General features: G+C 52.4%; 11 protein-coding genes. 3 read left to right on the top strand and 8 right to left on the bottom strand.

The genetic code is table 11. From position 1 onward, the window contains the following. Positions 1-66: 66 nt before the first annotated feature. From GOW40_RS03985 to GOW40_RS03970, 4 genes are all read right to left on the bottom strand, one after another. The gene (locus GOW40_RS03985) at positions 67-1,398 is read right to left on the bottom strand and encodes a TRAP transporter large permease (RefSeq protein ID WP_171097184.1); all 1,332 of its coding nucleotides are present in this window, start codon (positions 1,396-1,398) and stop codon (positions 67-69) included. Between the two features lie 13 nt (positions 1,399-1,411). Then, on the bottom strand, positions 1,412-1,927 hold the full coding sequence (locus tag GOW40_RS03980; RefSeq protein WP_171097186.1) for a TRAP transporter small permease: 516 nt from the start codon (positions 1,925-1,927) through the stop codon (positions 1,412-1,414). 114 nt (positions 1,928-2,041) lie between these two features. After that, positions 2,042-3,187 carry a TRAP transporter substrate-binding protein gene (locus tag GOW40_RS03975; RefSeq protein ID WP_171097188.1) on the bottom strand — a complete coding sequence of 382 codons (1,146 nt, stop codon included), beginning with the start codon at positions 3,185-3,187 and terminating at the stop codon, positions 2,042-2,044. Positions 3,188-3,211: 24 nt separating this feature from the next. Then, positions 3,212-3,403, bottom strand: a complete 192-nt coding sequence (locus GOW40_RS03970) for a hypothetical protein (RefSeq protein ID WP_171097190.1) — start codon at positions 3,401-3,403, stop codon at positions 3,212-3,214. Positions 3,404-4,236: 833 nt separating this feature from the next. Here GOW40_RS03970 and GOW40_RS03965 point away from each other — a divergent pair. After that, positions 4,237-4,581 (top strand): hypothetical protein, encoded by a 345-nt coding sequence (locus GOW40_RS03965; protein WP_254444242.1) that lies wholly within the window; start codon positions 4,237-4,239, stop codon positions 4,579-4,581. Positions 4,582-4,592: 11 nt separating this feature from the next. Here the strand turns inward: GOW40_RS03965 and GOW40_RS03960 are convergent, their stop codons facing one another. Both GOW40_RS03960 and GOW40_RS03955 read right to left on the bottom strand, forming a co-directional pair. Further along, on the bottom strand, positions 4,593-7,337 hold the full coding sequence (locus tag GOW40_RS03960) for an AsmA family protein (RefSeq protein WP_171128373.1): 2,745 nt from the start codon (positions 7,335-7,337) through the stop codon (positions 4,593-4,595). Positions 7,338-7,449: 112 nt separating this feature from the next. Then, entirely contained in the window at positions 7,450-9,042 is a 1,593-nt protein-coding gene (locus GOW40_RS03955) for a murein L,D-transpeptidase (protein WP_254444240.1), read from the bottom strand. Positions 9,043-9,707: 665 nt separating this feature from the next. Here GOW40_RS03955 and GOW40_RS03950 point away from each other — a divergent pair. Both GOW40_RS03950 and GOW40_RS03945 read left to right on the top strand, forming a co-directional pair. After that, positions 9,708-9,914 (top strand): cold-shock protein, encoded by a 207-nt coding sequence (locus tag GOW40_RS03950; RefSeq protein ID WP_171128375.1) that lies wholly within the window; start codon positions 9,708-9,710, stop codon positions 9,912-9,914. Positions 9,915-9,988: 74 nt separating this feature from the next. Continuing rightward, complete coding sequence (locus GOW40_RS03945) at positions 9,989-11,002, top strand: fatty acid desaturase (RefSeq protein ID WP_170452345.1); 1,014 nt, start codon at positions 9,989-9,991, stop codon at positions 11,000-11,002. On the opposite strand, the gene GOW40_RS03940 is transcribed toward GOW40_RS03945, so the two are convergent. Together GOW40_RS03940 and GOW40_RS03935 are read right to left on the bottom strand one after the other, a co-directional pair. Then, entirely contained in the window at positions 10,994-11,242 is a 249-nt protein-coding gene (locus tag GOW40_RS03940; protein ID WP_039524390.1) for a ParB N-terminal domain-containing protein, read from the bottom strand. The genes GOW40_RS03945 and GOW40_RS03940 overlap by 9 nt on opposite strands. 74 nt (positions 11,243-11,316) lie before the next feature. After that, positions 11,317-12,084, bottom strand: a complete 768-nt coding sequence (locus GOW40_RS03935) for a hypothetical protein (RefSeq protein WP_171128377.1) — start codon at positions 12,082-12,084, stop codon at positions 11,317-11,319. Between the last annotated feature and the right edge of the window lie 177 nt (positions 12,085-12,261).

The following is a 12,261-nucleotide window of genomic DNA, read 5'->3' as shown; positions in this document are numbered from 1 at the left end:
GGTTGCGACACTATGAGCGAACAGTGTGGTCCTACTGAGAAAGTTGCGCGTCACCTAGCTGTTGTCCTATTGGTAGACGTCGGGAAGCAGTGAAGTCGAGAACGCGGGGATGTATGCGATCATCAGCGTAACGATTAGCATGAAGAAGACAAACGGGATGGCGCGATAGGCGATCTTTAGGATCGACTCGCCGGTTATGCCGGATACCACGAAGAGGTTTAGCCCAAGCGGAGGTGTGATAAACCCAACACCAAGCGCTGTGATCATCATAATGCAAAACTGGATATCGTTCATCTCGATCTCTTGCGCTAGCGGGAAGAGGATCGGTGCGAGGATCACGATATTCGGCGTCGTCTCCATCACGCAGCCGGCGGCCACGAGGATCAGAACCATGATGCCGATGAGTAAGTACTCATTAGAGGTCATAGACGTCAGAGCGCCAACAAAACCTTGCGGTACTCCGATAATAGCAAGAGCTTCAGCCAGTGGGATCGAGAACGCGATGATCGGTAAGATCACACCGTTGACCTTGGCGGAACTGACAAGCATCGCGGGAAAGTCCGAGAACTTGAGCGTTCCAATAATGAAGCCAATCACAATTGTGGTGACCACCGCGACAGCGCCCGCTTCCGTAGGGGTTAGGCGACCTGAGAATATACCGAAAAAGATGATGCCGGGAACGAGAAAGGCGTACCAGCCTGATTTCACGGTCTTCCACAGGTTTGCGCGCCATTCAGCGGCCGTCATAATGCCCCCGCCTTCCCACAAATTGAGACGATTCATCACGATGTTTGTCACGAGAATCGATAGAAGGATCAGTAGGCCTGGGATGACCGCCGCCAAGAAGAGCGTCGAAACTGCGATACCGAGGACGAGGCCAATAATAATATATGCAATCGAAGGCGGGATCAGGATGCCAGTGCATGCCCCGGCCGCGACGAGTGCGCAAGCATAAGCGCGCGGATAGCCAGATTCCACCAGCCGATCGATTGTCATCCGGCCTACGGCCGCAGCACCTGCGGCGTCAGAGCCCGAAATCGCGGCAAACATGCCACAAACGAGCACCGTGGCAGAGCCAAAGCCACCCTTGGCCCAGCATGTTAGAGCCTCTGCCACATCGAGAAACTTTCGACTGAGCCCAGTGCGAACAAGTACATCACCTGTAAGGATAAATAGTGGCACAGCGGTCAGCGCAAACGCATCTATGCCCGAGAAAAGCTTTTCGCCCATCAAACTTAGTGGCAACGCACCTGACCAAACGAGCATCAAGATGGTTGCAGCGCCAATAGCAGCCCAGACCGGCACGGCCATTGCTACCAGGAAGATAAATAGGAGGACCGGGCCGTAGAAGTCCCATCCAAGGATCAGTTCAACTTGTTGGGGTGTTCCAAATAGCATCGCTTTGTCTCACTCAATCAAACAGCTTGTCGCCTTCGTAAACGGGACGCCCGTTTCGAAGGTCTGAAACATCGCGTAGGAAGCTTTGCACCAACCGTAAGATCACCAAAGCAAAACCAAAGGGCACAGCCATGAGGAACCACACCTGGGAAATCCGCAAGCCATGTGTCACCGAGCCAAACTTCCAAGAAACGTGAACGGTTTCAAAGGACCAGTAGATGGCCACCAAAGCCACGATGAACATGACGATGTCACCAAAAATGTAGAGCAGCGTTTTCATTGTGCCGGGAACGTAGTGCATCAGGACGTCTATACGGATGTGTCCGCGTTCTTTGACCGCCGCAGCCGCCCCAATCCATGCCAGGTAGATGAATGAATAGCGAACCATCTCTTCACCCCAGATTGAGGAATAGGAAAACACCTCACGCCGGACAACTTCGATGAACATGGTTCCCACGAGCATCACGTAGAATACCAATAGCATCCATCGTTCGCCGTTCTTGTCTATAGCTTTGTAGATGTCTGACATGCGACTCTCCTACCTCGACGCGCGCTTGCGTGATGTCTGGAAACACCGCGGTCGGTCTGTTTGGAAAAAGCGGGATAGGACCTGCGCCAGGGCGACGCAGGTCCCGTGGTTGTCTTAGGCGTCGTGAACGTAGAAGCGGCCTCGGGTGCCCGCAGCCTCTTCTAGCTTGGCGAAGGTATCCATCGAGCCCGCGAGATCGGTCTTAAACCCGTCCCATTCGCTGCGCTGATAGCCACCTGCTTCTTGCCATTCGGCTAGTTGATCTTCGGACAGCGAGTGGAACTCGACGCCATTCTTGATCAGCTCGGCCATCGCGTAAGAGCGTGAGCCTGGCACGGTGGCGAGGTTCTGGTGCTGGGTCACTTCACCCGCAAACTCGATGCCTTCTTGGACGTCAGTTGGTAGACCGTTGAACCATTCGAGGTTGATAGAGTAGACTTGGCTGTCCGGTACAGCTTGCGTGAATGTCACGTGGCTGAGGATTTCGGCGAAGCCGAAAACATTGAGTGCCCCGACTGAGGGATCAAGCGCATCAGCCACTCCTTGTCGGATTGCAGAAGGTGTTTCGCCCCAAGCAACCGGAGTGGGGTTTGCGCCTACAAGGCCGTAGTATTGCTGCAGCATCGCTGAGCCTGGCACACGGAACTTGACTCCAGCCATGTCGCCCGGGGTTATGATCGCGCTACCGCCTTTACGTACAGCAACAACACGCGGGTCGATCACAATGTAAAAGAGCGCTTTGAAACCGGAAGCCGCGATCTTCGGGTCGACTTCTGCTTTCCACGCATCTGACGAGGTCAGGTTAGTGAATCGCTGGTTCGAGCCGCAAAAATAGGGCAGGTTAATCAGGTCTGTGACCGGCGCAAACGGTGCGAAATTAGACACCGAGTGCTGCGCAGCTTGAATCGTGCCACCCTGAACCGCTTGAGCCAGGGCACCACCTGCACCCAGCTGGCCGCCAGGCGCCAGCCGCACATAGACCTTTCCATTGGTCATGTTCTGGATGTTTTCTTTCAAGTTCAACTGCATGATCGGGTACGAACGCGAGGCCCCGATGACGTATGCCGTTGCCAAAGTCATCACGTGTTCAGCTGCCCGCTCTCGGTCTCTCTCTTCGGCAGCGGTCTGTGCCGCCGCTTGGTCTGACCAAAGCACACCTGCTGCACCCGCCACCAACGCGGCTGTAAACCCGCCGGATCCCGCCAGCTTCAAGAAATTTCGGCGCTCAGCTGACACCAACTCCTTATCTTCGCTATCCAAAATACATCCTCCCTTTAGATAGGTTCAGTCTGTTGTTGATTGATTTGACTTTGCCCGCGCTTCGCTACGCAGGATGCCAACGGAAAACGAAATCGCTGCCGCGAAAAGGATCACCATCTCGGTCACCGTGCCTACGATGGGCGCGTCTCCTATCGCGCCTATCACGACATTAACGGTAAACAGCGTCACCAGAGCCAGTGCGATCAAATACGGCATTTGTTCTCCCCGTCGCCTCGTTCAGGCGATTCTTAGCAATGTAAGCGCTTACACCGCGCCATGCAAGCGCTTACATTCTGCTGGCGGCATATGGAGAGGGCGACACAGGTAACGTGCGCAGACCGAAGGCAGTAAAGCTGATCTTTATGGAACTGTGTCGAATGTCAGGAACGACCGCGTGCAGACAATAGAAACTTCTTTAACGATGCGGTTGAAGCGAATGTCATCTGAGGATGCCCGAACTGTTATGCTCAACAGGTGCGCCCGACGACCGCAGGCGCGGGATCGCCGCGCGTATCGTATGCTGCTGCCAGCCAACTGCTTTTGGATCTGCAAACCTGTTGCTCAGGTGCGGCGCGCCATGAGTTTTCGCAGCGTCTCAGTTATAGGCTCCGGAACTGGTCTTGCCGATCTGTGCTTAGCGGGGTCGGTAGGAAGGTTTTCTGTGGGTTTATCGATCATCCAGGTCTCCTTTTGGTCGCGGGACGATCTCGTGCAGCAGATTGCTCAAACTAGGCATTCCCACCAATAGCAGCGTATACGGCTATGAGCAGGAAGCAGACTTTACGGTTGCGCTCGAACAACTTGTGTCCTGATTACGCTTCTTCTGTATCGTTTGATTGATCTTCCTTGATCGGTAGGATGGGTAAACCTTCAAAACTAATCTGGGGTTAAAAATGTACAGGTATGTGCTGACAACATTGGCCTTGTTTTTTGCAAGCTTACTTCATGCCGCAGGTATGGAACGGTGGGGTGAATCCGGGGACTGGACAATCCTGATAGATCCCGAAAAGGGAAACGGCTGTCTCGCGTGGAAGCTTTTTGAAAATGGCATGACCGTTGAAATTGGCGCAGCACCCAATCAGGCCGGCGGCTTTTTTGCCGCTTTTAATCCGGCCTGGGTGCAAATCGAGGACGGGGTGACCGGGATCGTACAGTTCGATTTTGGTGATGCGCAATTCGAGGGCGAGGCGGTTGGTGTCTTCAAGAATGGCGTACCCGGTGGCTACGCCTTTTTCGACAACCCGGCGTTTGTAACCGAGTTTGGAAAACGCCAGAGTGTTACGGTTATTGGTGAAAGTGGGGCCGAGGTTGAACTCGATCTAAGTGGGTCTGCCAAAGCCATTAACGCCGTTCTGACGTGTCAGGCCGAACAACCGGAACCACTAAAGAACTAGGTTGCGTCCAATTATTGCAGTTGATTGACGTCCGGCACACAAGGTTGCCTGTCGACAGGCATGGCATCAGCGCCTTCCGGGGCCTTGTTTCTCGAGCCGCCCACATCCAGCTTGAACTTTGGTGACGTAAGCTGGCCCGTAACATCAAAGGGCCAAGCGCTTCGGGACAGGGGTTTGCCAACGCGCCGCGGCTCCGCTCTTATTGCTATCGTATCGTTCAGCCAATCCACTTGGCCCTTTGCAACCAACTGAACCGATCCCGTTTCAATGACGATGGAGTTCGAGCTCACCCGACCAGCTTGAATTTCAACCGGAGCGACCACGCAAGTGATGTCGGTGTAACCTTGTCGGAACTCTTCTGAAAACAGCCACGGGAAGATACCCAGCCCCGCCAGTTCCAATAGGCTGGTACTGATGTAGCCCTGCGACATCGACAAAGACGCTTTGCCGCGCATCGAGTTGATGAAGTCCTTGCCCGAGGCGGTACTGCCAGAAACGTTGAATTCACCGCTCAAACGTCCATAGGCATCGATACCAATTCCCAATTCATCAAGGATCTCACCGAACTCCCATCCTGAGGTCGATCCCGACAACGAAAGCCAATCAGGTGAATCAACCAGGTCCATGACCGCCCGAAGGCTGAAGTTTCCGCCACCGTAAGCCATCTGAAGGGGGCCGAAATCCACGGTTCCGTCTTTTGCGGACAATTGGCTTGAAACGGATGTTACGCCTTGCTGGCCCACAATCTCATTGAATTCGATCTGTACCTCGATGTCAGCTTCACGTAGCACGCGCTGCACATCCAGAAGATCGGCAGGTTTCCCTTTCTCCTTTGGCAACACCAAGGGCTGGAAGTCTGTCTCCTTCGGCAGAACCAAAGGCTGAACTTCTGCGTCAGGTTCTTGCGAGGTCTCGCCCACAAGGCGTTTCAGTTGGTTCAGCACCGAGGTGAGGTTCTTCAGGTCGTTGAGATCGAGCCTTTCGCTCGTAATGTTGCCACGGACGACGGATGCACTTTCGGGAAACCGTGCATCCAAAGCTGCAATAAGATGCGAAGACCCGGCTTCGAACTTGATTGCGGCATCAAAGTCTTCGCCCTGCCTAGAGGTTTCAGCATCGATAGCCAGTGCGCCAATTCCGACAGGTTGCAATTTGAGCGCGGTCAAAAACTGGGCGCTGTCGTCGATGTCCAGTTCCACGTCGAAATCGAGACCGGCAAGCCCTTTTAGTTCGTTGACAGACAATGCGAGATCGAGCGCCCAGAGATCGGTGTCGTAAGTAGTCGCGTTAAACCTGTTGAGTGAAACCGGCCCACCCACATTGGATATATTGAAATCGGCTTTGATGCCGCCGAACTGGTCGACATAGTCTTCATCAAGGTTGGGCAAAACCAACTTGGCGGGCCCGTTCAGCACGCCATCGAATGTTACGTCCCGAAGCTGAAGCAGATCGAGGATTTCACCTTCGGCTTTCACGACAGGCTCTTCAATTGGCCCGGCTTGCAACGTGATGCCCAGCATGGCGAGCCGGCCGTCTGGCATGCGGCGAATGCTTTCGATAGAGGCTGGACCGATTACGTCTAACCCCTGGTCAAACGCATTAGTCTGGAACAGCAACTTCTCGAATTCGAAGGAAGCCAGGGATCCGACCATGTGCATTTCAAAGCCGGTAAATTTCAGTTCCTGGACACTTTTCGCTGCTGGCGGCGGCCGTCCTTCGGGATGAAGCCGCACATTAAAAAGCAGATCGACGCCCTGAGCGTTGTAGAGGTCATCTATTGAGCCTTCAGCTTCGAGTTTTTGCCCATCCTCCAGGCTTACAGTTGTTATAAACGCCTCAATCTTCAGAGCGTCCCGAGACACGAGTTCTGCTTGCAGTTGACCATTGCCTTCCAGAACACGTTCCAGCCCAACGACGTCCAGAAAATCACCGAATTCACCGGTGTCCATCTCCAAGACTGCGCGATAACCGCCCCCTTCGTCTGCTGAGAAGGGCTCGCCATCATAGCTTACGGTCATTTCGCCAAAACTGGCGCGTGTCGTAAATGGTGCGTCACGGGGGTAGTCGCCTTCGATTTCGAAAACCTGACCGTTGACAGAGCCGGAACCAGAGACCTTTGTTCTTTGTCCATTATCTACTTGTTCGAGCGCGAGGGACTGAAGGTCAAACACAAATGAGAAGCCCGAGACCTTGTCGTCGATGTTTAGCCCGATTGACTTGAAGCTGACGTTCTTGTCGCTCAAGAAGTTCAGGATTCCACTGCTTTCTGTGTCGGTCTCATCGGAACCATCAGCGCTCGCAACCTCTTTTTGATCATCCGCTGATACTGTTTCCTCTGAAATTAGATTGGGTGTTGGCTCGCCTTTTCGCCAGCTTGTGGTGCCGTCTTCGGTCGTCAGAAGATTTGCTTGGAGGCCTTCCACGACGAGATTGTCAAAGTGCAGGCGCCTGTTGGCCAAAGCGGCAATATCCAGCTCCAGTTCCAGCAGGTTCAATTCCACAAGAGCTGACTCCGGCATTGTCAGGCTCGGGATGACCACACCACCGACGTAGATGTAACTCGTACGGCCAAGCGCGACGCTTACATCATCGTTCACAAGAAGTGGTCGACCAATTTGTTCCGAAAGAATTCTTTCTAAAAGGTCGCGCCGCATGTCCGAGAACATCGGAGCAGCAAGCAACAACCAAACAAAGGCGATTGCCGCGAAGGCGAGAAGTGCAACAAGCCCAACTATTTTTGCGAGCCAAACCCTCATTTGCTCTCCTATTGCTGCTCACACTGCTTCGAATTTCCACCAATAAGAAGTCACCAATCCTACTAGCAATTTAGCACGCTTAGAATTGCGCATCTCTTTTAGGATGACGTGTTCATCGGTCCAAAGCTGCAAGTATTCGAGCGTCTCGTTCGTATGGGTCCTCACGGAAATGAACGGCCTCATCTTCGACCCATGCAGTCCAATAGGTCAAAAGGACCGGCATGGGCTCGGGTAGGTCAACTCGCGTTGTCTTCCCGCTATCCAGAATAGATTGCATTTTTTGCCGACTCCAGTCCGGATCTCCCTCCATCAAAAGGCTGGCAAATTCGAACGGATACTCAAGGCGAACGCAGCCGGAACTGAGGTTCCGCTCATTTCGGTCGAAAAGGCTGCGGTCGTTGGTATCATGCAAGTACACTGCGTATTTATTTGGAAACATGAACTTGACTAAACCTAGCGCATTGTCTGGTCCCGGCTGCTGAACCAAAGTGACGCCGGGGTTCTTAGCTCCCCAGTTCACAGCGTTGGCAGGAATCGTCTGACCGTCTTTGTTCCGAACTACGTAATTGTTGCGCGCCAGATAGTCTGGATCCTTGCGGATGCGCGAAAGCTTATCCTTCCGAAAAATCGAAGCGGGAACAGTCCAAGTCGGATTGAATTCCATGTATTCAATTTCATCTCGGAACACTGGGGTTTTTCTGTAGGCTGATCCTGTGATCGACCGAGTGGTCCAAAGCGTCCCATCGGACGCGACCAAGTAAGTACGAGCGCCCGCAATGTTTACCAGCACGAACTCTTCGTCGATTTCGCGCATGAGCCAGCGGCCTCGCTCCAGGCTGAGCCGCAATTTATCTATGCGATCTTCGACAGGTTTGTTGAGAGACGCGAAGGTCTTACCACCAACGACGCCATCTGCCTCCAAGCCGTGACGATTTTGAAAGGTTTTTACCTGTTGCACCAAGTAATCGTCATAAACCCAAGCTGGATTTATTCCGTTTTGGCTGATTTCTGGAAATTCATTTGCTCCATCGTAGCCTTCTGTCGCTAGCCTTTTGCGCAGTTCGGCGACGGCAGGATCCACCATTTCCGGCTTCAGAACCGTTTCTTCGGGAACGGTGTTCCAGCCTCCCTTTGATGCGATAGCTCTGTATTTGCGCAATGCATCAACGAGCATCGTGTATTGCCCGTTGTCGATATCGATGCGTTCAATTAAAGCGCTGAAACCTTCACCTTGAAGATATTGGCTCAATGCAACGGAAGGGTCTTGTTGAATTACTGGTTTTGAGAAATTCCAATCGTCGTCTAGCGCATTTGGATCGACTTTTCCAAACACCAAATGGTGTACGAGTTTTACGGCCGCGTCAGTCGCCAGAATATCGAATGAAGCTCGACTGGAGGCATCGCCACCCTGTGAGGCTTTGAATGCGGATCGAAGCTCTTCTAGTTTGAAGTCCCTCGGCGTAAAGCCCTGATCAATGGCTCCATCCAACTCCTCAAAAAGCTCGTCAACCAAATCAGAACTGGTCCAGGCTGGCGCAAATTCTCTTTCCGCATAGAAACGAGGTAGAAGGATTTCTGCGTCCAAACTCTTGTTGTTTGAAAGTGTATTACTCGCATTCGTATTTGACCGTAGCAGCGCTTCTATCTGCTCCGAGACTTGGTCTGCTGCGCCCAAATTAGGGCATGTTATCAGCGTTGCAATCATTGCCGTTGCAACCGCCGATCTAAGAACTTTCACCATCCCCTCCTAAACAGCCAATCTATATGTGGTTACTTCAACAAAGGATACTTCAGCATTTTGTATAATCAAATCGTAATTTATTGTTCTCAGAGTTTTGCTCGCAAACGTCTCCTTCGCTTGTGTGCGGTCCTCCGGTGAAAGCGGGCCAATGGCTGTTCTGTCCGCGCACAGCAGAAATTCGCCCAAACTCTGCGAGCGGCCGCTTTGAGCCCAAAACGCCGAATGCTGCAGTCCGGGCCAACGACTGTTATGCGCAGAGACCGGACTTTGCAAAGTCTCGCTACGGCATCAAAACGGACGCTTATAGCTGTCTCGGATGTTGCGGGATAGATTCCCAAAAGCGGTCATTGATCTTTTGTACGGCCTCCCAAGCCGACTTCGCGTTTGGATCGCAGAACGACAGCGTCTTCTCAACTTGTAGAGTTCTAAGCCAGGCAGGCTCGATTTCTCTGTTGCCCTCCACCGCATCAAGGCTTGTATCGTGCGTACTCGAAGTCCATATACACAAGGCTTACGTTTTTCTTTTTCGACCTGCTGTCTCCCCAATTCGGCGTTCAGTCTTTCGATTCAGACCGACCACGCCGAGTCGCCGCAATAATGCGGGCGGCAAGTATTTGGAGATTTCCACCATGGCAAAAGGCACAGTAAAATGGTTCAACTCGACCAAAGGTTTTGGCTTTATCGAGCCTGAAGATGGCAAGCGCGATGTGTTCGTACATATCTCAGCAATCGAACGTTCCGGCCTTAGTGAATTGAAAGACGGTCAGAAGGTTACTTTTGACGTCGAAGCTGGCCGTGACGGACGCGAAAGCGCCGCCAATCTGGCACTCGCCTGACCTTTTTTAAGGGCACCCTTTTCGGGTGCCCTATTGAACAATGGGCTACAATAAGCCATTGGAGAACAAGTAACTTGCAACCTAAAGACTGGACGAGGGTGCTCGCGCAATACCGTGTTGCCGATGCGAAGCGCAGTGTTTTTGAACTTGCGATCACAGTAGCTCCCTTATTTGCGCTATGGGCCCTAGCGTGGTTTGCGTTATCTTTTAGTGTCTGGATCGCAATACTACTGGCCATCCTGAATGCCGCGTTTCTGGTCCGTATCTTCATCATTATGCATGATTGCGGTCATGGATCTTTCTTTAGAAGTCGCACTGTTTGCAATTGGACCGGTCGGGTTCTGGGTGTTCTTGCCCTGACACCCTATGACGTTTGGCGGCAAAGCCATGCGATTCACCACGCTTCAACCGGTAACCTTGATCGGCGTGGTATGGGTGACATCCCTACATTGACCACTGAAGAATACCTGAAGCGGAAGTGGTTCGGGCGTGCCGCTTATCGTCTGACCCGGAACCCCGTCTTCCTGTTCGGTGTTGCGCCGATCTATACGTTCTTTATTCAAAACCGTTTACCTCTTGGTTTCATGCGTTCGGGCTGGCTGTACTGGGCAAGTGCGATGGGAACAAACGCTGCAATTGCAGGGATATTGGCCCTAGTTTTTTGGGCCGGAGGCATTGAGGTATTATCGTATGTTTTCCTACCAACCATGATTGTCGCATCATCGATTGGTATTTGGCTTTTCTATATTCAACACCAGTTTGAACACACGACCTGGGAACGGGAAGAGGGGTGGAACCTTCAGAACGCCGCATTCTATGGAAGTTCTCACTATGCCCTACCAGGCATCCTGCGGTGGTTCTCTGCTAACATCGGCGTACACCATGTTCACCACCTTGCCAGCCGCATACCGTTTTACCGGCTAAACGAAGTTTTGCGTGACCATTCTGCGTTAGAAAATTGCCAGCGTATTACTCTATATGAGAGCTTTCATTGTGCACGATTGCATCTTTGGGATGAAAAAAGTCAACGTCTGCTGACATTTTCCGAGGCTTTGTCGAACGCCAATTCCAAAAGGCATTTAGTGTAGTCTGGCGCGTACCAGATAGGCTTCGACCGTATCACCGCCCAGGGCGCGAATGGCCTCTAATCGGTGAAGGCCTTCAATCAGCACGAACCTCTTGTTGTCCGAGCGTATCTGGATCGGGGTCTTCTGGCCGTTCTTCAGGATATCTTCTGCCAGCGTCAGAACTTTTTGTTGATCAAGCGTTTTCGCCCGTTTCACAGGCACATAGATCAGGTCGAGCGGATATGGTCTTTTCTCCAACATAAGCTACGTGAGTAACCTTTCGTGCAATTGTTCCGGTTCAGAGTTCGTTGCAAAAGCGGGGACTGGAACGTGCGTCATAGAACCGAACGAACAGCGTCGCGCAGTTCCTGATGCATAACCCAAGTGGCTGGCTGATCGTCACTTTCGATGTGAGAAAACGCCAGGACCTGAGCGGCGCCATCATGCTGCACCGATCCGGCTTCGGGTAGGTCCAGTTCCAGATATTCTGCGATCAATAGTCCGATTTTCTTAAAAACCTTGATGGAGGCCTCGCGCGATTTGTAACCGGCCGCCTGAGACAAATGACCAATGGTCAGACCGTCCTTGCCTGCGATTGTAAGTGCTTTGAGCATAGTGACTTGCGCAGGGGTGAGCCTAATCTGTCGCAATGCCTCGGCATATTCTCTTTCACTGGGAACGAGGGTGCCGGAGTTTCTCTCCAAACGGCGTTGACCGCTACGTTTCCTGTCTCGTTCACCGAGAATTTCTTTTAATGCTTCGATGGCCAATGCTGGTGTTTCGCCGACTGCATCAGCAATCATTGTCTGCGTTTTAGCCGGTGGCTTGGGGAATGCGCGCGCAACGCTGTTACCGCTCAGGATGCCGGCCTTAATCAAGTACTTTCCAAATTCTTCTTCAATCACTCCTGCGACGTCAGCGTTCCGCGACTCACGAACACTGCGATCCTGAAATGCTCTTTGTTCCAGACCACGAGCTGACATCTTTGAACCGTGAAGGGTTACTTGAGGGGCATTTTTGCGCATCAGAGAAACACCACCACAATTATGGTCGCAACAAACACCAATAACGCGATAAACATCTTTACTCTGTAGGAACAGCAATGCGCCCTTTCGGCCTTGAGCATTTTGCCAAGGTTTTCGTCAATCGAGTTATGGTTCACGGCTTGGTCCTTCCGGATTTGTCAGGCGATATTGATTTCCAGCGAACCTATTTTCGCGGCATATTTTCGGCGCACTTATCGTTCTGTCTTGTGAACGGCCGATTACATTCCCAACCAT

The sequence above is a fragment of the Ruegeria sp. HKCCA6707 genome (assembly GCF_013033515.1).
GTDB lineage: Bacteria > Pseudomonadota > Alphaproteobacteria > Rhodobacterales > Rhodobacteraceae > Ruegeria.
Note: the sequence above shows the minus strand (reverse complement) of the source record. Positions and strands in the feature narration are given on the sequence as shown.

What these genes read in the sequence shown, in the direction of transcription:
- GOW40_RS03950 (WP_171128375.1), top strand. Translation starts at nt 9,708, where the DNA reads ATGGCAAAAGGCACAGTAAAATGGTTCAACTCGACCAAAGGTTTTGGC.
- GOW40_RS03980 (WP_171097186.1), bottom strand. Translation starts at nt 1,927, where the DNA reads ATGTCAGACATCTACAAAGCTATAGACAAGAACGGCGAACGATGGATG.
- GOW40_RS03960 (WP_171128373.1), bottom strand. Translation starts at nt 7,337, where the DNA reads ATGAGGGTTTGGCTCGCAAAAATAGTTGGGCTTGTTGCACTTCTCGCC.
- GOW40_RS03940 (WP_039524390.1), bottom strand. Translation starts at nt 11,242, where the DNA reads ATGTTGGAGAAAAGACCATATCCGCTCGACCTGATCTATGTGCCTGTG.
- GOW40_RS03985 (WP_171097184.1), bottom strand. Translation starts at nt 1,398, where the DNA reads ATGCTATTTGGAACACCCCAACAAGTTGAACTGATCCTTGGATGGGAC.
- GOW40_RS03970 (WP_171097190.1), bottom strand. Translation starts at nt 3,403, where the DNA reads ATGCCGTATTTGATCGCACTGGCTCTGGTGACGCTGTTTACCGTTAAT.
- GOW40_RS03955 (WP_254444240.1), bottom strand. Translation starts at nt 9,042, where the DNA reads ATGATTGCAACGCTGATAACATGCCCTAATTTGGGCGCAGCAGACCAA.
- GOW40_RS03965 (WP_254444242.1), top strand. Translation starts at nt 4,237, where the DNA reads ATGACCGTTGAAATTGGCGCAGCACCCAATCAGGCCGGCGGCTTTTTT.